This is a genomic window from Microbacterium halophytorum (genome assembly GCF_002970975.1).
Classification (GTDB): Bacteria; Actinomycetota; Actinomycetes; order Actinomycetales; family Microbacteriaceae; genus Microbacterium; species Microbacterium halophytorum.
Genome location: NZ_KZ672983.1, coordinates 1 through 18,365, shown reverse-complemented (window position 1 = coordinate 18,365; position 18,365 = coordinate 1). Strand labels below are relative to the sequence as shown.

Genomic DNA, 18,365 nt, shown 5'->3' with positions numbered 1-18,365 from the left:
ATCCCGCGCACACGCATGCCGCCGCACCCCGCTCCCGCGCGGGGTGCGGCCCCCGCCAGGACGTCGCGGTGTCAGTATCCGCGCCTTGGATCGCTCGCAGAGCGCGTCGACTGCGACTCGGGCATCGTGCTGTCGTGCTGGGCCCTCCGGCTGCTCGTCCGAGACGGTCGAGCGACAGGCCGGTGTTGGTCTACAACGTTGTAAAGTGTCGAGCATGCCTTCCCTCGCGCTGCCCGAACCGTCGACCGTCGAGCTGCTCGCCTACAGCCGCATCCCGACGACCTCCGACGAGGCCAACAACGCCGACGTCGCGCTGAGCCTGCACCTCGCGCTCGCCGCGGGCGGCGGCTGGGAGCCGCTGAACGGCGGCTACGGCATCTTCTTCGCGAAGGTCGCGGGCGCCGTCCCGGATGACGGCCCGGACGAGGCGCTCATCCGGAGCCTGCGCGACCCCTACCTGTTCGCGCTCGCCGACGGCGGCTACGGCATCGTCGCGACGCGCGTCGCCCGCGGCGGGGCCTCCGACGGCACGCAGGCGTCTCAGGTGCTGTTCGCGCGCTCGGCCGACCTGCTGGCGTACGAGGAAGTCGGCATGGTCGACCTGGGCGTGACAGACGGCGTGAACCGCCCGGTCGCCGCGTGGGACGCCGCGACCCGGTGCTACCTGGTGGGGTGGACGAACGACGCGGGGGAGCCGCAGCGTACGACCTTCGCCGACCTGGCCGATGCGAGCACGCGCGGCGAGGTCGGCCAGGGCGAGGTTGCCGGCGCCGGGCGCGCCACCGGAGCCGGTGTGCCCGACTTCGCCAGCGGCAACGTGGTCCGCGTGCCCGGGGCCGTCGCCGATGCGCTGCGCGTGCGCTTCGGCGCGATCGCGAACACGTCGGTCGCGCCCCTCGACACGGTCGCGGTGGAGCGCGGCGCCGCGCTGACCGTCGCCGACCTGCCCGCGCGCGCGACCCTCGGCTACACCGACGGCTCGACGGCGACCCGCGCGATCGCGTGGAACGCCGCCGACGTCGCCGCGATCGACACATCGGTGCCGGGGCAGCACACGGTCACGGGCACCGTGAAGCAGCCGGCGTACCCGACGCCGTTCGCCGACGAGCGCGCCGACCCGTCGGTGTTCCGCTACGAGTCGGGCGACTGCACGCGGTTCCTGATGATCGCGACGGAAGACCTGAACATGAACCCGGTCGATCCCGCGTGCGGGCCGCACATGCCCATCCGGATCGCCGACCGCATCGACGACCTGTCGGACGCAGCGATCGCGGCCGGCCGCAGCGTCGAGATCGACCTGCTCACTGCGGGGGACCTCGACGCGGCGGGGAACGCGATGACGGGGTGCTTCTGGGCGCCCGAATTCCACGTCATCGATGGCCGGCTCTCAATCCTGTTCATGCCCTGCTATGACGGTGCCGACGGCAGCCCGGACATGTGGACGGGCCGCGCCAGCATCATCCAGCTGAAGCAGGATGCGTCGGGTGCCGACCTCGACCCGGCTGCGCCGGAGAACTGGACGCGTGCGGAGCCGGTCCTGCGCGCCGACGGGGGCATCCTGAACCCGATCGAGAGGATCTCCCTCGACATGACCTTCTTCCAGGACTCGGGGCGCTCCTACTACGCGTGGCAGATGCTCGGCGCGATCTACCTCGCCGAGGTCGACCCCGCGGAGCCGACCCGGCTTCTCACGGACCCCGTGCGGATCATCGCACCCGAGTACGCCTGGGACAACACGATCGCCGAGGGGCCGAACGTGCTCGAGCGAGACGGGAAGCTCCTCATGCTCTACTCGGGCTCGACCGTCGGTGACACGTACACGACGGGGCTCGCGACCGCGCCCGCCGGCATCGGGGCCGACCTCTCCGACCCGGAGACCTGGGCCAAGCTGAACTACCCGCTCCAGAAATCGGGGAAGTTCAACGGCGAGTGGCAGCTGGGTACCGGGCACGGCATGTGGTCGCACGACGAAGACGGCAACCTGCTCTGCGTCTTCCATGCCCGCACCGACCACCTCGGCCTCACGGGGCGCGACATGTTCGTGCGCCGCGTGCACTTCGCCGCCGACGGCATGCCGGTTCTCGACCAGGAGGCCGACGACGAGGTCGCGCCCGGGAACCGGGTCGTGCGCGTGAGGGTCAGGGTCGCGTAGGCCGCCTGCGGCGCCGCACGGAGCCCCGAGCGGCGCGCGCCCCGATCGCTCAGCGAGCGCTTGCGAAGCGGCCGCCGATCACGCCTCGGCCTGCTCCTTCGCGGGGTTCCGGATGCCCGCGAGCGAGACGAGGCCGCCCGCGGCCATCAGCGCGGCGACGACGAGCGCGCAGCGGTAGAAGCCGTCGAGGTCGAGCGTGCCGCCGACGATCGTGCCGATCGCCGCGACCGCGACGAGCCCCGCAACGCGCGAGATCGCGTTGTTCACGGCGCTCGCGATGCCGCTGCGCTCGGGCTCGATTGAGCCGAGGATCGCGGCGGTCAGCGGCGCGACCATGATCGACAGCCCGAGGCCGAATACGATCATGCCCGGCAGGACCTGCCACCAGTAGGAGAAGTCCTCGCGCACGGCGAGGAACATCACGGAACCCGCCGCCATGATGAGCGGGCCGGCAGCCATGAACGCGCGGGGCCCGTGCTTGCCCGCCAGCGCGCCCATCCGGGAGCTGAGCAGGATCATCAAGATCGTGAGCGGCAGGCTCGCGAGGCCGGCGAGCGTCGCCGACAGGCCGGCGCCCTCCTGCAGGTACACCGCGATCACGAAGCCGTTCAGCGCGAGGCCCGCGTAGACGAACGTCGTGGTGATGTTCCCGACCCAGAAGTTCCGCACGCGGAACAGGTCCAGCGGCAGGATCGGCGAGGCGACGCCCCGCTGCCGGATGAGGAACACGGCGAACAGCACGGCACCGCCGACCAGCGAGATCGGGATCGCCGGGTGAGCCCAGCCGAGGCGGGGCTGCTCGATGAGCCCGAACACGAACGCGCCGAGCCCGAGCGTGCACAGCGTCGCGCTGAGCACGTCGATGTGCGCGTCCGGGCGGCGCGGCGGGTCGGAGTAGCCGCGCATCAGCCACATCGCGACCGCGATCGGCAGCACGTTGATGAGGAAGGCGAGCCGCCAGCTCGCGAGGTCGATCAGGAGGCCGCCGATGAGCGGGCCAGCGACCATGGCGCCGGTCGTGAGCGACGTCCAGGTGCCGATCGCCTTCGCCTGCGCGGCGCCGGAGAAGGTCGACGTGATCATCGCGAGCGAGCTCGGCACGAGGAACGCGCCCGCAGCGCCCTGCAGCGCGCGGGCGACGACGAGGATGACCGGATCGGGCGCGACGGCGATCACGACGGACGCGACACCGAAACCGATCAGCCCGATCCGCATGACGAGGCCGCGCCCGTAGGCGTCGCTGATCGAGCCGGCGACGAGCATCAGCGCGCCGAGCGTGATGAGGTAGCCGTCGACGACCCACTGCTGCGTCGCGAGGCCGCCGCCGAGCTCCCGATCGATCGCGGGCAGCGCGACGTTGACGACCGTGCCGTCGAGGAACGACACGAACGATGCGAGGATCGCGATCCAGAGGATGCGGGTGGAGGAGGCCACGCGGCAAGCGTACGCCGGGGTGGGGACAGCCGGTCGGGAAGCGCTGCGCCGACCCCGCCCGAGCGCCCGGCGACGCGTCGGCGGTTTCCTGGACGCCCCCTGTGGCGGCGGGCGGCGGGCGGCCGCGCGCGCACGGCTCCCGGTCGGTGCGGCGCTCGTGAATCCCCAGGCCAACTGGGAGAAAGGCGCGGGTGCGGCGGCGCGACGCGCCCGGGCGCCGCCGTCGGCCGGCCTCGATTCGCGCTCCGGGTGGCCGATGCGTAAACTTGATCCCGGTGACGTGTCCGAGCGGCCGAAGGTGCAACACTCGAAATGTTGTGTACGGTAACCCCGTACCGTGGGTTCAAATCCCACCGTCACCGCCAGCAGAAAACCCCCGGGTGACCGGGGGTTTTCTTGTTCCTGCGCGGCCCTTCGCGTCAGCCGGTGACGTTCCTCGCGAACGCGATCGCGGGCTCCATCACGGCGTCGAGCGACGCGAGCCCCTGCCACATGTGGCCCGCGCCTGGCACGACCTGCAGCTCGGCGTGCGCGCCTTCGCGGCGCAGCGCCGCCACCAACAGCTCGCTCTGGCTCAGGTCGACGGCCTCGTCCGCGTCTCCGTGCGCGACGTGGAACGGCGGAGCATCCGGGTGCACGAGGCGCGCGGGGCTCGCGAGCGCCGCGGCATCCGGCATGTCGTCGATCACGCCGCCGATGAGCTGCTCCTCGCGGGTCGGCCGCTCGTCGCCGGGCCCCGGCTTGCGGAACGCGATCAGGTCGGTCGGCGGGTACCAGGCGACGACGCCCCGCACACCGAGCTGGCGGTCAATCCCCGCGAGCGAGGCGAGGTGGCCGCCGGCCGATTCGCCCCACACGACCATCCGCGAGGCGTCGATGCCGTGCTCGCCGCCGGATGCCCGCAGCCAGTCGAGCGCGGCGCGCACGTCGTCGAGCTGGGCCGGGAAGAGGGCCTCACCCGTGAGTCGGTAGTCGACCGATGCGACGGCGAAGCCCGCGCTCGTGAGGCGCCCGAACGTCTCGGCGTCGGAGAACTTCGGCACGAACATCCGGCGGCTGCCGACGCGCCAGCCTCCACCGTGGAGGAAGACGATCACCGGTGCGAGCGCCTCCGCCTCCGCCCCTCCCGCGCGAGCGTCGGGCAGGTGCAGGTCGAGCGACAGGGGGCGGTAGCCGGGCGGCGACGAGAAGACGACGTCGCGGACGACCTCGGTCATCAGTCCCAGAGCTCGAATCCGTCGATGAAGTTGACGTCGTGCTCCGCGCCCTTCGCCGCCATCAGGGCGAACTCGGGCACGTGGATGTTCTCGGGCGTCGGGGAGCCGGCGACGTCGGTCGGCTTGCCGACGGCGCGGAAGAAGTCGGTGAACCCGGCGCTCGTGACGCCGAAGATGCGGCTGGGCTTGGTCATCCGGTACGAGTGCACGGCGCCGCGCGGCACGTAGCCGAAGCCGCCCGGCTGGAGGAGGCGCGTTTCGCGGAAGCCGGCGCGGTCGTCGATCCAGAGCTGGATCTCGCCCTCGACGACGAAGAACGTCTCGTGCGTCTTCGCGTGGAAGTGCGGCGGCACGGGGCGACCGGCCGGGCCGTCGCTGAAGAACGCGTCGAACTCGTCGGACGTCTCGGGGCTCGTCGCCAACAGCGTGAACAGCTGGTCGAACATGACGATCTTGTCGCCGTCTGCCTCGTCGAGCATGTACGGGGCCGGGGTGCCCGGAAGGGCGGAGACGATGTCGCTCACGGCGACCTCCTTGTCGCGGGTTTTCCAAAGCGGCGGGCGCCGCGCGGATGAGCCCAGCATGCCGTAAGTCCGTGCGCGACGCACAACGCTATCTCCCAGTGATCGGGTGATCCGGTTGCGCCTCCTGAGGGGCGGCGCGCTCCGGCGCGCCGCCCCTCAGGAGCTTCACGCGAACGTGATGGCCTTGAAGCTCTCCGTCTGCGCGCGGATGCCCGTCTCGGTGGGGAGGCGCTCGATGGAGCTGGCCCCGAAGAAGCCGACGACGCCGTCCGTGTGCGAGAGCACGTACTGGGCGTCGGCCGGCTCCGCGATCGGGCCGCCGTGGCACAGGACGAGGATGTCGGGGTTGACCGCGACGGCCGCGTCGCGCATCGCCTGCACGCGCTCGACCGACTCGTCCAGCGTGAGTGCCGTGCTCGCGCCGATCGAGCCCTTCGTCGTGAGCCCCATGTGGGGCACGAGGACGTCGGCTCCGGCCTCGGCCATGGCGGTGGCCTGCTCCGGATCGAACACGTAGGGGCTCGTGAGCAGGTCGCGCTCATGCGCCTGGCGGATCATGTCGACCTCGAGGTCGAACCCCATGCCCGTCTCCTCGAGGTTGGCGCGGAACGTGCCGTCGATGAGCCCGACCGTCGGGAAGTTCTGCACGCCCGCGAACCCCGCGCTCTTGACGTCGTCGAGGAAGCGCCCCATGACGCGGAACGGGTCCGTGCCGTTCACGCCGGCGAGCACGGGGGTGTCCTTCACGACGGGGAGCACCTCGTTCGCCATGTCCATGACGATCGCGTTCGCGTCGCCGTACGCCAACAGGCCGGCGAGCGAGCCGCGCCCCGCCATCCGGTAGCGGCCCGAGTTGTAGATGATGAGCAGGTCGATGCCGCCCGCCTCCGCGGACTTCGCGGAGATGCCGGTGCCCGCACCGCCTCCGATGATGGGGCGGCCCGCGGCGACGGCGTCCTTCAGGCGACGCAGCGCTGTTGTGCGATCCATGGTGTGCTTCCTCACTCCTCGTTGGGGTCCTGTGCGGAGATCAGGGCGTGCAGCCGGCGCGCGGCGTCCCGCCCGAATCCCCGATCGTTGATGTGCCGGTCGTCTTCGATGACGTCGACGCGCGAACCGGCCAGCGCACCGCGCACCGCGTCGAACAGGGCGGCGTTCGCCGCGGGGTCGTGGAACGGAGCGCCCTCCGCGTCGATGCCGCTCAACCCGCCCTGCGGGATCACGAGGGCGGTACTGCCGCGGGCGCCCGAGAGCTTCTCGCCGATGCGGCGGCCGAGCTCGGCGTTCTCCTCCCGTGTCGTGCGCATCAGGGTCACGGTCGGGTTGTGCACGACGAACTCGCGCTCGTCGAAGCGGGCGGGCACGAGCTCGCGCGGGCCGAAGTTGACCATGTCGAGCGCGCCGAGCGAGACGACCTGCGGCAGCCCGGCCCCGCCAGCGGCCGTCAGCCGATCGGGTCCCGCCGAGAGCACGCCGCCGACCAGGTCGTCCGCGAGCTCCGTGGTCGTCAGATCGAGCACGCCGGCGAGCAAGCCGTCGCCCGCGAGCTTCTCCATGGCGCGCCCGCCCGCGCCCGTCGCGTGGAAGACGAGCGGCTCGTATCCCAGCGCGACGAGCTCGTCGCGCGCCTCGTCGACGGCGGGCGTCGTCAGCCCGAACATCGACAGGCCGACGAGCGGCAGATGGTCCGAGCCGCTGCGCGAACGGCGCGTGCGGTGGGCATCCGCCATCGCCGAGATCGCGGCCGCGGCGTTGTCGAAGACCTGCTCGGAGATCGAGTTGATGCCGGCGACGTCGACGACGGAGTACATCAGCGTGACGTCGGATTCCCCGACGTACGGGGAGACGTCTCCGGATGCCATGGTCGACACGAGCAGCTTCGGCACCCCGACGGGCAGCGCCTGCATCGCGCGGGATGCGACGGACGATCCGCCGGATCCGCCGACCGCGAGCACCCCGTCGACGTCGCCGGCCTCGTACATCCGGATGAGCGTCGCCTTCGCGCCGTCGGCCATCGCGTCCATGGCGGCGCCGCGGTCGTTCGCGTCGCGCAGCCGCTGCAGGTCGTGGCCTGCGGCCGCCGCGACGTCGTCGGGCGGGACGTCCGCTGCCGCGTCGGAGAACGGGCCGACATCGATCGTGACGACCTCCGCTCCGCGTGCGCACACGCGCTCGGCCAGCCAGGCGTACTCGCTGCCCTTCGTGTCCATTGTGCCGATCAGCACGACTGCTGTCATGGCCGCTCCTCTTCGTCGAGACGTGTGTGTGGGGAAATCCTCAGCCCAGCATGCGGGCACGGCTCGTGCGGCGTGTGGTCCAATTGAGGAGGATTGGATCAAGGGGAGCGATGGACATGGAGCAGGCGGCCGCGAGCCGCGTCGCCCGGATGCTCGGCGCGTGGCGATCGGGCGGGGCGGCGTCGGCGAGCGCGCTCCGGCAGGAGCTCGCCGGCCTGATCGAGGGCGCCCATCTCGCGCCGGGCCAGCCGATGCCCGCCCAGAGGGCGCTCGCGGAGGCGCTGGGGGTCGCCCGAGGCACCGTCGCGCGCGCATATGCGGGGCTCGCCGCGACCGGCCATGTCTCCGCGCGCCAGGGCGCCGGCACGTTCGTGCGCTTCGGCCGCCGCGGCGCGGGCGGGGCGCACGGGAGGCTCGCATCGTTCGACGAGGAGCCTCCCGGCGTCGCGATCGACCTCTCGTCGGGCGCCCTCCCCGGCAGCGCGGTCGTGGCGGAGAGCATGCCCGAGATCGGTCGCCTGCTGCACGAGCACCACCTCGCGGGCGATGGCTACCACCCGGCGGGGCTCCCCGAGCTGCGGGCCGCGATAGCGGCGATGATCTCGCGGACCGGGCTCGCCACCCGCAGCGACGAGGTGCTCGTCACGGCGGGCTCGCAACAGGCCGTGCGGCTGATCGCGGCGGCCTTCGCCGGCCCCGGCAGCCTCGTGGCGGTCGAGGACCCCACCTACCGCGGAGCGCTCGAAGCGTTCGCCGACGGCGGTGCGCGCCTGCGGGGCGTTCCCATGTCGCCGAGCGGCGTCGACCCGGATCAGCTCGCGAGGGCGGCGGACAACGCGGAACTGGTCTATCTGCAGGCGGCGCTGCACAACCCCACGGGTGTGCACACGAGCGGCCGCCGTCGCAGCGAGATCGCCGCGGCTCTGAGCGAGCACCGCGCGATGATCGTCGACGACCAGTCCAGCGCGGACCTGTCGTGGACGCGCTCCGGCAGGCTGCCGGGGATGGAACGGCACGTCGATCCGGATCGGCTGCTCCTCGTCGGCACCCTGTCGAAGCTGTTCTGGGGCGGGATCAGGGTGGGTTGGATCCGCGGGTCGCAGGCGACGGTCTCGCGCCTGACGGACATGCGTCGCGGCCTCGACCTCTCCGGCTCCGTGCTCGACCAGCTCTCCGCCGTCCTGCTCCTGCCGAGGGCCGAGTCCCAACAGCGGGCGCGGCGGGAGTGGCTCGCCACGCAGTTCTCGGCCGCGACGGCCGCGGTCCGTTCCGAGCTGCCCGCGTGGCAGTGGTGGCTGCCGGCCGGCGGCTCGGGATTCTGGGTCGACACCGGAACGGATGCGGTCGCGCTGGCGCAGCGAGCGCTCGCGCGCGGCGTGCGGATGACGGCGGGGCCCGCGTTCTCCCCGCACGAGGGCTTCGGCACGTTCCTGCGCCTGCCGGTGTGGCATCCCGACGGGCAGTTCGCGGAGGCGATGGCGGTCGTCGCCGACCTCGTCCGCGGGCGCTAGCCGCACGGCGGCGGCCGTGTCGGACCGCCGGATCAGCGGGCCCGCTGGCCGGGTCGTTCAGGCGATCGCCGCGTCGATCAGACGGCGCAGCCGTCAGGCCCGCAGGTGTCGCCGTCCGCCGACGCGGGCGTGAGGTTCTGCAGCGTCGGCTTCGGGTTCAGCTCGTCGTACACCTGCGTGAGCGCCTGCTCGAACACCTCGGCCGGCTGCGCGCCCGAGACGCCGTAGCGACCGTCGAGCACGTAGAACGGCACGCCCTGGATGCCGAGCCGGCGCGCCTCCGCGACGTCGTCGCGAACCGCGTCGGCGTGCGCCTCCGGGTCGGCGATGACGCGGTCGGCCGCCTGGGTCGACAGGCCCGCCGCGACGACCGCCGCCTTGAGGGCATCGGCATCGCCGACGTCGAGACCGTCCTGGAAGTAGCCGGTGAACAGGGCGTCGACGACCTGTTCCTGCACGCCTTCGGCGGCCGCGGCCTGGATCATCCGGTGCGCCGTGAAGGTGTTCACCGGCACGACCGAGTCGTGATCGAACGCGAAGCCGAGCTCCGCGGCCTGCGCGTCGAGGTGTCGGTGGCCGGCCTCGAGGCGGGCGGGGTCGAAGCCCTTCGCCGCAAGGTACTCGGCCTGGGACTGCGTCGTGCGCTCCGGGGCATCCGGGTTCAGCTGGAACGAGTGGAACCGCACGTCGACGGCTTCGCCGAACGGCAGGGCGTCGATGACCGAACTGATGCGCTTCTCGCCCACGACGCAGAACGGGCAGGCGACATCGAGCCAGACGTCGATGCCGAGGCGGGCGGGAGCGGTGGTGGTGTCGGTCATGGTGGGTGCAACCGGGGGAGCGGCCGGGTATTCCCCTGGCGTCGTCGGGTACCCCGCCCTGAACCGGTGCTCGGGGCAAAGGGCGCGACCTCGACGGGAATGACCCAGGGGGTTGACATCGCGTCGGCCGGGGGTAATCTACAACCAAATGGTTGTACAACTCGCGCTCTCCGACGACGAGGTGGACCGGACGTTCCGGGCCCTCGCCGACGCGACGCGCCGCGACATCGTCCGCCGCACCCTCGCGGGTGAGGAGACGGTCTCGCGGCTCGCCGCAACCTACGACATGTCCTTCGCGGCCGTGCAGAAGCACGTCGCAGTGCTCGAGGGGGCTGGCCTCGTGACGAAGACCCCGCGCGGACGCGAGCGCATCGTGCGCGGTGAGCCCGCGCGCATCCGGCAGGCGCAGCTGCTCCTCGACCAGTACGAGAAGATCGCCCGCGCCCGCATCGAACGCCTCGACGTGCTGCTCGCCGAGGAATGACCCAGCGGCCGCGTCGCCGCGGCCGCGCGACCGGTCTTGACGGCCCGCCCGTCGAGACGTCAACTGGAAACGCCGACGCCGTACACCCCGTTGCGCCGGCGCCACTCACAACGGAAGGCACATCATGCCCGTCACCAACGTCGAGAAAGACCTCGACGCGCTCACGATGACGATCGTCGCCGACTTCGCGGTGCCGGTCGAGCGCCTCTGGAACGCGTACGCCGACCCGCGGCAGATCGAGAAGTTCTGGGGTCCGCCCGAGTACCCGGCGACCTTCACGCGCCACGACGTCGCCGTCGGCGGCGAATCGCACTACGTCATGACCGGCCCCGATGGCGACGTCAGCGCCGGGTACTGGCACTTCCTCGCCGTCGACGAGGGCCGCTCGTTCACGGTGCGCGACGGCTTCTCGACCGAGGACGGGGAGCCGAACGCGGACATGCCCTCGATGGAGATGACCTTCACCTTCGAATCGACGCCGAACGGATCGCGGCTGACCGGCGTGACGACCTTCCCCTCGCTCGAGGAGCTCGAGCAGCTCATCGCGATGGGCATGGAGGAGGGCACCCGCGCCGCGATGGGGCAGATCGACGACGTGCTCGCCGACCTCGCCTCGTTCGCCGCCGGTCGCGGCACCGAGACGCAGATCCTCAGCGACACGCAGGTGCGCGTCTCGCGCATCATCCGCGGCAGCGTCGAGGAGGTCTGGCGCGCGCATCACGATGCCGACCTCATCCGGCGCTGGATGCTCGGCCCCGACGGCTGGGTCATGCCCGTGGTCGAGCCCACGGCGGCGGTCGGTGAGTCGTACCGCTTCGAGTGGGAGCGCTCCGGCGGCGGGGACCGCTTCGGCTTCACGGGCGAGGTGCTCGCGTCGAACCCGCCGCACTACGAGGCCGCGACGGAGCAGATGATCGGCGTCGAAGGCTCCACCCGCAACGAGCTCACGCTCACCGCGGTGCCGGAGGGAACGCTGATCTCCACCGTCATCACCTACCCGTCGGCGGAGGTCCGCGACACGGTGCTCGAGACGGGCATGGCCGACGGCATGGAGTCGAGCTACGCGCGGCTCGAGGCGGAGGTGCTGGCGTAGAGCGCGCGCGAGGTGCCGGATGCCGGGGCTCGGCCCACGGCGTCCGGCACCTCTCCGCGTGCCGCGGTGTGTCGCCGTGTGACGCCGCGCGTTGTGCGCCCGGGGCCCCGGGGCGTTGTATCTGTGCATGACTCGACAGATCCGCTTCAACGCCTTCGATATGAACTGCGTCGCCCACCAGTCATCGGGCATGTGGCGCCACCCGCGGGACCGCTCGCGCGAGTACAACACGCTGAAGTACTGGACCGATCTCGCGAAACTGCTCGAGAGCGGCGGTTTCGACGGCCTGTTCATCGCGGACGTGCTCGGCACCTACGACGTGTACGGCGGCACGAACGAGGCCGCCCTGCGCAACGGCGCGCAGGTGCCCGTGAACGACCCGATCCTCCTCACGACCGCGATGGCGGCCGTCACGGAGCACCTCGGTTTCGGCATCACCGCGGGCACGGCGTTCGAGCACCCCTACCCCTTCGCGCGCCGGCTGACCTCGCTCGACCACCTCACGAACGGCCGCATCGGCTGGAACGTCGTGACGGGGTACCTGCCGAGCGCCGCCCGCAACATGGGCAGCGACGACCAGCTCGAGCACGACAGGCGGTACGACCACGCCGACGAGTACCTCGAGGTCCTCTACAAGCTGTGGGAGGGGTCGTGGGAGGACGACGCGGTCGTCGCCGACGCCGAGACGGGCGTCTTCACCGACCCCGCGAAGGTGCACCCGATCGAGCACCACGGCGAGTGGTTCGACGTGCCGGGGATCCACATCTCCGAGCCGTCGCCGCAGCGCACGCCCGTGATCTACCAGGCGGGCGCGTCGCCGCGCGGCGTGGCGTTCGCCGGTGAGAACGCCGAGGCGATCTTCGTCGCCGCGCCGTCGCCGGAGGTGCTGGCGAACACCGTCCGGCGCATCAGGGACGGGCTCGAGGCCGCGGGGCGCGGTCGCGGGGACGCGAAGATCTACACCCTCGTCACGATCATCACGGGCGCGACGGAGGAGGACGCCCGCGCGAAGGAGGCGGAGTACCGCAGATACGCCTCGACGGAGGGCGCCCTCGTGTTCACCTCGGGGTGGATGGGCGTCGACCTGTCGACCTACGACTGGGACGAACCGCTCGGCAACGTGGAGTCGAACGCGATCCGGTCCACCCTCCAGCACCTGCAGGAGGAGGCGGACCTCGGCCGCGAGTGGACGGTCGGCGACCTCGCCCGCAAGAACGCGATCGGCGGGCTCGGGCCGACGCTCGTCGGGTCGGGGGAGCGCATCGCCGACGAGCTGCAGCGCTGGGTCGCAGAGACCGACGTCGACGGCTTCAACCTCGCGTACGCCGTCGCGCACGAGACGTGGGAGGACATCATCGAGCACGTCATCCCGGTTCTGCGCGAGCGGGGCGCCTACCCGACCGAGTACGCGCCGGGCACGCTCCGCGAGAAGCTGCACGGGGCGGGCGCCCGCGTCAAGGACACCCACCGGGCCGCCCGCTACCGCGTCGGCGCGCACACCCCGGCCTGAACGCCGCCCGCGCACACGGGAGGGGCCGCACCAGCCGGTGCGGCCCCTCCCGTGCTGTGTCGGCCCTCGGCCTTACAGGTCCTCGCCCTCGGCCTGCGAGGGGCGGTCGAACCAGTACGGGCGGCCGATGAAGTCGAGAGCGTCGATGTCCTCGTCGATGAGGTTGGTGGTAAGCGACATGATGTCCTCCTTCGTGATGTCTCCAGACTGCGCCCGTTCGGGGCATCCGGATGCAGGAGAATCGCGATAAGAATCGATGATCTTGCGCCAGATCGAAGGATTCGTGTCTCGTGCGCCGACGAGGCCTCAAAAGCTGAGTCGGCAAGCGCATTCCAAGTTCGGTGGCAAGGGAGTTTCGGTGAGGGGCGCCGGGCGATCGTGCCGGGGTGCCCGCACGATGACGCCCGCGGTGCCTCGGAGCGGAGGCGCCGCGGGCGCGAACGTGCGTCAGGACGGCGTGATCTCGCTGACGAGCCTCTCGACGCGGGCCCGGATGTCGTCGCGCACGCGGCGCACGCCGTCGAGGTCGAGGTCGGCCGGGTCGTCGAGGTCCCAGTCCTCGTAGCGCTTGCCGGGGTACAGCGGGCAGGCGTCGCCGCAGCCCATCGTGATGACGGCGTCGGCCGCGCGTACGACGTCATCCGTGAGGGGCTTCGGGTACTCCTGCGTCAGGTCGAGGCCGAGCTCGGTGAGAGCCTCGCGCACGTTCGGCAGGATGAACTCGCCCGGCTGCGAACCGGCGGAGCGCACGTGCACGCTGTCGCCGGCGATCATCGTCGTCAGGGCGGCCGCCATCTGCGAGCGACCGGAGTTCTGCACGCACACGAACAGCACCTCGGGGTGCGGCTTCGCGACGAGGCCCTTCGACTGCGCGAGCGCCGTGAGCCGCTCGTGGGCGAAGTGCTCGCTGAGCGGAGGCAGCAGGTCGGTCACGCGCGCCGTGCGGCCGAGTGCCGCGTACGACTCGAACACGACGCGCTCCACGGTCTCGGCACTGACGATGCCCTCGAAGCGGGCGGCGAGCCGCTCCGTCGCGCGGTTCAGGACGGCGTTCGGGTCGAGCAGGCTGGTCATGGCGTCCTCCTCGTCACGTGAGCTCGGCGACGAGGGCCTCGACGCGGGCGCGGATGTCGTCGCGGATCGGGCGGACCGCCTCGATGCCCTGGCCGGCCGGGTCGTCGAGCTGCCAGTCCTCGTAGCGCTTGCCGGGGAAGATCGGGCACGCGTCGCCGCAGCCCATCGTGATCACGACGTCCGATTCGCGCACGGCGTCGGTCGTGAGCAGCTTCGGCGAGTTGTTCCGGATGTCGATGCCGGCCTCGCTCATCGCCTCGACGGCGACGGGGTTGATCTGGTCCTTCGGCTCGCTGCCGGCCGAGAGCACCTCGACGCGGTCGCCCGCGAGGTGCGTCAGCCATCCGGCGGCCATCTGCGAGCGGCCGGCGTTGTGCACGCAGACGAACAGGACAGTGGGCTTGTCGGTCATGTCTCTCCCTGGGGTCGGGCGCAAGGGTACGGGGTCGGGGGTTCCGGTGGGCGAACGGGGCGTGAACGGGCGGTCAGCAGCATCCTCCGCCGACGTCGCAGACGCCCGTCGCCGGCAGCGCGAGCTCGACGCGGCCCGCGGCGGCCGCATCGCCCGCGATCCACGCGACGACGCTGCGCACCTGTTCGTAGCCCGTGCGCAGCAGGAACGTCGGCGCGCGGCCGTAGCTCTTCATGCCGACGATGTAGAAGCCGGGCTCGGGGTGCGACAGCTCGCGGTAGCCGTGGGGCTCGACGGTGCCGCACGAATGCTCGTTCGGATCGATCAGCGGCGCGAGCCGCTTCGGCGCCTCCACGACGTCGTCGAGCTCGACCCGCAGCTCGCGCAGCATCGACAGGTCCGGGCGGAAACCGGTCGCCGAGACGATGAGGTCCGTCTCGTGCGCCGCGCCGCGCGTGCTCGTCATCCGCACGCCGTCGCCCGTCGGGTCGAGCGCGGCGATCTCGAACGAGTCGACCACGGCGACCCGGCCCGTCGCGACGAGGCCCTCGAGCCGCGAGCCGAGCGCGCCGCGGCCCTCGAGCTCGTCGTCGGCCGTCGTGACGCGCTTCGCGGAGCTGCTCCGGATGAGCCAGGTGGCCCGCGTGCCCGGCTCCAGCCGGGCGAGGGTCGCGAGGGCGATCAGGGTGCCCGCCGCCGAGTGGCCGGCGCCGACGACGGTCGTGTGTCGACCAGCGAAGCGGTCTCGGTCGCGGCCCAGGACATCCGGGAGCGCCGGCAGGACGCGGTCGGCGACGGCGTCGAGCCCGAGCGGGGCGAGGCCGCTCGACCCGAGGGCGCTGGGGTTCGCCCAGGTGCCCGACGCGTCGACGACGGCTCGCGACGCGACGTCCGCGGAAGTGCCGTCGGGGCGCGTCACCCGCAGCGCGAGGGGAGCGTCGGCCCTGCCTGCCGTGCGGGTGCGGTCCATGCCCTCGCGGGTCACCGCGGCGACCTCCGTGCCGTATCGGATGCGGCCCGCGATCGCGGGGTGGGCGGCGAGCGGCTCGAGGTAGTCGGAGACGAGCGCGGCCCCGGTCGGGACCACGTGAGCCGGCGGTTCCCGCCACCCGGTCTCGGTCAGGAGCTCGCGCGCGGCGTCATCGACGAGGTGCTCCCACGGGGAGAACAGCCGGGTGTGGCCCCACTCGCGCACGGCGGCGGCCGGCGTCGCGCCCCGCTCGAACACGTCGAAGGCGACGCCGCGCCGCGCGAGGTGCGCCGCGGCCGCGAGGCCGACGGGGCCGGCGCCGATGACCGCGACGGGCAGGGTGTCGAGGCGAGGGCTCGTACGCACGCGGGGCGTGAGATCGAGGAGGGTCATCCGGGTTCCTTGCATCGAGGGTTATCGATGTCTTCATCGTGCCCCGTCTATCGAAACTTGTCAATATTGACTAGTATCGATGTATGACCATCGACCTGCCCGTCGTCGACATCTCGACCACCGTCGCGTGCTGCGAGCCGCTCGTGCGCGAGCCCCTGAGGGCGGACGAGGCGGAGGATCTCGCCAAGACGATGAAGGCGCTCGCCGACCCGACGCGGCTCCGGCTGCTGTCGATCGTGGCAGCGACGGCCGCGCACGAGGCGTGCGTCTGTGACCTGACCGAACCCGTCGGCCTGAGCCAGCCGACCGTCTCGCACCACCTGAAGATCCTCACCGATGCGGGCTTCCTCGCCAGGAGCAAACGGGGCACCTGGGCGTACTACGCGCTCGTGCCCGGCGCGCTCGAGCGCGTCGCCGACGTGCTGACACCCTGACCCGCGGCGGCCGCCGACGCGCCGCACCCGACCGACGGCCGACGCGACGCATCCGACCCCACGGCCCCCGATCATCCGGAGAACCCACCCCATGACCACGACCGCGCCCGCCAAGCTCTCGACGCTCGACAAGTGGCTGCCCCTGTGGATCGGCCTCGCGATGGTCGCGGGCATCGCCCTCGGGCAGTTCGTCCCCGGGCTGTCGGGCCTCCTCGCCGCCATGGAGGTCGGCGGCATCTCGCTGCCGATCGGCCTGGGCCTGCTCGTGATGATGTACCCCGTGCTCGCGAAGGTGCGCTACGACAAGGTGGCCGCCGTCACGGGCGACAAGAAGCTGCTCGTCTCGTCTCTCGTGCTGAACTGGCTCGTCGGGCCCGCCGTGATGTTCGCGCTGGCGTGGCTGATGGTGCCCGACCTGCCGGAGTACCGCACGGGCCTCATCATCGTCGGGCTCGCCCGGTGCATCGCGATGGTCGTGATCTGGAGCGACCTCGCCTGCGGCGACCGCGAGGCGACGGCCGTGCTCGTGGCGATCAACTCGGTATTCCAGGTCGTCGCGTTCTCGTTCCTCGGGTGGTTCTACCTGACGGTGCTCCCCGGCTGGCTCGGGCTCGACACCCAGGGCCTCGACGTGTCGGTGTGGCAGATCGCACTCAACGTGCTGGTGTTCCTCGGGATCCCGCTCCTGGCGGGCTTCGCGTCGCGGTACATCGGCGAGCGCGTGCGCGGCCGCGAGTGGTACGAGACCGCCTTCGTTCCGGCCATCGGGCCGTGGGCGCTCTACGGCCTGCTGTTCACGATCGTGCTGCTGTTCGCGCTGCAGGGCGAGCAGATCATGTCGCACCCGTTCGACGTCGTCCGGATCGCCCTGCCCCTGCTGGCGTACTTCGCCGTCATGTGGTTCGCCGGTATCGGGCTCGGCAGGGCGCTCGGCCTCGGCTACGCGCGCTCGGCGACCCTGGCCTTCACGGCGGCCGGCAACAACTTCGAGCTCGCGATCGCCGTGGCGATCGGCACGTTCGGCGCGACGAGCGGCGAGGCGCTCGCGGGCGCCGTCGGCCCGCTCGTCGAGGTGCCGGTGCTCGTAGCCCTCGTCTACGTGTCGCGCTGGGCCGCCCGCGCCTGGTTCCACGAGGACCCGTTCGCCGTCGCGCGGTGACCCGCGCCCCGCTGGGCGCGCCGCGGGTGCGCGGAGCAGTCGATGCGCGCCCGCGGGCCGACCACGGGTGGTTCCGACGGAGTGTGCCGTGCCCCCGGAGCGCCGGTCGCTCGTGCCAGGCGGCGGCGCGGCGGGTTCCGTCGCGTCCGGCCGCCCTCACTCCCTGATCGGCTCGCCTGCGGGCGTGAGCACCCACCAGACGTCGTTCACCGCCTGCCCTGCGGTGTCACCGGCGCCCGCGTCGCCCGCGAAGTAGTACAGCGGCCAGCCGTTCAGCGCGACCTGCATCGCGCCGTCCGGGCCCTCGAACGTCGTCACCTCGCCGGTGACGCCTTCGAGGGCGACGTCGTCGGAGCCGGCCGTGACGGGCGGCCAGTTGTCCAGGCACTGCCCGGCGCAGGTGCTGGCGCCGGCGCCCTGCTCGTCGTCGTCGAACATGTAGACGGTGAGGCCCTCGCCATCGACGACGATCTCGCCGAGCTCGCTCGACGCGACGGCCAGCGCTGCGGCGCCGTCCATCGGGGCCTCCTCGGCGGGCGCTTCTTCCGCGGGTGCTTCGTCGGCGGGGGCGCCGTAGCCGCCGGGCGAACCGGATGTCGATCCGCCGGAGCATGCGGACAGGCCGAGCGCGAGAGCGAGCCCGGCGACGGCGACGGCGGAGCGTGTGAGCGCGGACATGGTGTGCCTCCTGGTGGTCTGGAACGGTGTCATCCGGAACACGAGACCCAGCCCCGCGGGGTTCAGCGCATCCCGCCCCCGACCCCGCCCGGCGGCCGCCGGCCTCTCTGCCGCGGTATCAAGTCTCGCGTTCTCCGTCGGATGTCAAGCTGTGTGGAGTCACTCGGTTCAGATTGTGACTGCTTCTTTGTTGGGTAGGTTGATGCCGACGTGGTCGGCGGGTGATGGCGTGACCGGCCGGCTCCGGAACCGTTCGGGGTGG

Annotated in this window: 17 protein-coding genes and 1 tRNA gene; 8 read left to right on the top strand and 10 right to left on the bottom strand. The window is 71.9% G+C overall.

Translation table 11 applies throughout. The features are described from left to right. Positions 1-214: 214 nt before the first annotated feature. Positions 215-2,152: a family 43 glycosylhydrolase gene (locus tag C0010_RS03085; RefSeq protein WP_105565909.1), complete on the top strand. Its 1,938-nt coding sequence runs from the start codon at positions 215-217 to the stop codon at positions 2,150-2,152. Positions 2,153-2,230: 78 nt separating this feature from the next. Here the strand turns inward: C0010_RS03085 and C0010_RS03080 are convergent, their stop codons facing one another. Further along, positions 2,231-3,586, bottom strand: a complete 1,356-nt coding sequence (locus C0010_RS03080) for an MFS transporter (protein WP_105565604.1) — start codon at positions 3,584-3,586, stop codon at positions 2,231-2,233. Between the two features lie 274 nt (positions 3,587-3,860). Between C0010_RS03080 and C0010_RS03075 the strand changes: the two genes are divergently transcribed. Continuing rightward, positions 3,861-3,951 (top strand) — tRNA-Ser (locus tag C0010_RS03075). A gap of 54 nt (positions 3,952-4,005) precedes the next feature. On the opposite strand, the gene C0010_RS03070 is transcribed toward C0010_RS03075, so the two are convergent. The 4 genes from C0010_RS03070 to C0010_RS03055 form a co-directional block, all read right to left on the bottom strand. Next, on the bottom strand, positions 4,006-4,803 hold the full coding sequence (locus tag C0010_RS03070) for an alpha/beta hydrolase (RefSeq protein WP_105565603.1): 798 nt from the start codon (positions 4,801-4,803) through the stop codon (positions 4,006-4,008). Then, a complete protein-coding gene (locus tag C0010_RS03065; RefSeq protein WP_158685241.1) occupies positions 4,803-5,327 on the bottom strand; it encodes a quercetin 2,3-dioxygenase in 525 nt (174 codons plus the stop codon). Before C0010_RS03065 ends, C0010_RS03070 begins: the two co-directional genes overlap by 1 nt. Positions 5,328-5,492: 165 nt before the next feature. Further along, entirely contained in the window at positions 5,493-6,317 is an 825-nt protein-coding gene (locus C0010_RS03060) for a phosphoenolpyruvate hydrolase family protein (RefSeq protein ID WP_105565601.1), read from the bottom strand. Between the two features lie 11 nt (positions 6,318-6,328). Next, complete coding sequence (locus tag C0010_RS03055; protein ID WP_105565600.1) at positions 6,329-7,564, bottom strand: Tm-1-like ATP-binding domain-containing protein; 1,236 nt, start codon at positions 7,562-7,564, stop codon at positions 6,329-6,331. Between the two features lie 110 nt (positions 7,565-7,674). On the opposite strand from C0010_RS03055, the gene C0010_RS03050 reads away from it, so the two are divergent. Further along, complete coding sequence (locus C0010_RS03050) at positions 7,675-9,075, top strand: aminotransferase-like domain-containing protein (RefSeq protein WP_158685239.1); 1,401 nt, start codon at positions 7,675-7,677, stop codon at positions 9,073-9,075. Positions 9,076-9,152: 77 nt separating this feature from the next. Here the strand turns inward: C0010_RS03050 and C0010_RS03045 are convergent, their stop codons facing one another. Further along, the gene (locus tag C0010_RS03045; protein WP_105565598.1) at positions 9,153-9,896 is read right to left on the bottom strand and encodes a DsbA family oxidoreductase; all 744 of its coding nucleotides are present in this window, start codon (positions 9,894-9,896) and stop codon (positions 9,153-9,155) included. A 148-nt stretch (positions 9,897-10,044) separates the two neighbouring features. Here C0010_RS03045 and C0010_RS03040 point away from each other — a divergent pair, with 148 nt between their 5' ends. The 3 genes from C0010_RS03040 to C0010_RS03030 all read left to right on the top strand — a co-directional run bounded on the left by C0010_RS03040 (position 10,045) and on the right by C0010_RS03030 (position 12,983). After that, the gene (locus C0010_RS03040) at positions 10,045-10,380 is read left to right on the top strand and encodes an ArsR/SmtB family transcription factor (RefSeq protein WP_105565597.1); all 336 of its coding nucleotides are present in this window, start codon (positions 10,045-10,047) and stop codon (positions 10,378-10,380) included. A 124-nt stretch (positions 10,381-10,504) separates the two neighbouring features. Continuing rightward, positions 10,505-11,473 (top strand): SRPBCC family protein, encoded by a 969-nt coding sequence (locus tag C0010_RS03035; RefSeq protein ID WP_105565596.1) that lies wholly within the window; start codon positions 10,505-10,507, stop codon positions 11,471-11,473. A 127-nt stretch (positions 11,474-11,600) separates the two neighbouring features. Continuing rightward, complete coding sequence (locus tag C0010_RS03030) at positions 11,601-12,983, top strand: LLM class flavin-dependent oxidoreductase (protein WP_105565595.1); 1,383 nt, start codon at positions 11,601-11,603, stop codon at positions 12,981-12,983. 447 nt (positions 12,984-13,430) lie between these two features. Here the strand turns inward: C0010_RS03030 and C0010_RS03025 are convergent, their stop codons facing one another. The 3 genes from C0010_RS03025 to C0010_RS03015 form a co-directional block, all read right to left on the bottom strand. Further along, complete coding sequence (locus C0010_RS03025; RefSeq protein ID WP_105565594.1) at positions 13,431-14,057, bottom strand: arsenate reductase/protein-tyrosine-phosphatase family protein; 627 nt, start codon at positions 14,055-14,057, stop codon at positions 13,431-13,433. A 13-nt stretch (positions 14,058-14,070) separates the two neighbouring features. Then, on the bottom strand, positions 14,071-14,469 hold the full coding sequence (locus tag C0010_RS03020) for an arsenate reductase ArsC (protein WP_105565593.1): 399 nt from the start codon (positions 14,467-14,469) through the stop codon (positions 14,071-14,073). Between the two features lie 73 nt (positions 14,470-14,542). Further along, the gene (locus C0010_RS03015; RefSeq protein ID WP_105565592.1) at positions 14,543-15,832 is read right to left on the bottom strand and encodes an NAD(P)-binding domain-containing protein; all 1,290 of its coding nucleotides are present in this window, start codon (positions 15,830-15,832) and stop codon (positions 14,543-14,545) included. A gap of 83 nt (positions 15,833-15,915) precedes the next feature. Here C0010_RS03015 and C0010_RS03010 point away from each other — a divergent pair, with 83 nt between their 5' ends. Together C0010_RS03010 and arsB are read left to right on the top strand one after the other, a co-directional pair. Next, the gene (locus C0010_RS03010) at positions 15,916-16,266 is read left to right on the top strand and encodes an ArsR/SmtB family transcription factor (protein WP_105565591.1); all 351 of its coding nucleotides are present in this window, start codon (positions 15,916-15,918) and stop codon (positions 16,264-16,266) included. Between the two features lie 91 nt (positions 16,267-16,357). After that, positions 16,358-17,425 (top strand): ACR3 family arsenite efflux transporter, encoded by a 1,068-nt coding sequence (arsB, locus tag C0010_RS03005; protein ID WP_105565590.1) that lies wholly within the window; start codon positions 16,358-16,360, stop codon positions 17,423-17,425. A 156-nt stretch (positions 17,426-17,581) separates the two neighbouring features. On the opposite strand, the gene C0010_RS03000 is transcribed toward arsB, so the two are convergent. Then, on the bottom strand, positions 17,582-18,103 hold the full coding sequence (locus tag C0010_RS03000; protein ID WP_105565589.1) for a COG4315 family predicted lipoprotein: 522 nt from the start codon (positions 18,101-18,103) through the stop codon (positions 17,582-17,584). Between the last annotated feature and the right edge of the window lie 262 nt (positions 18,104-18,365).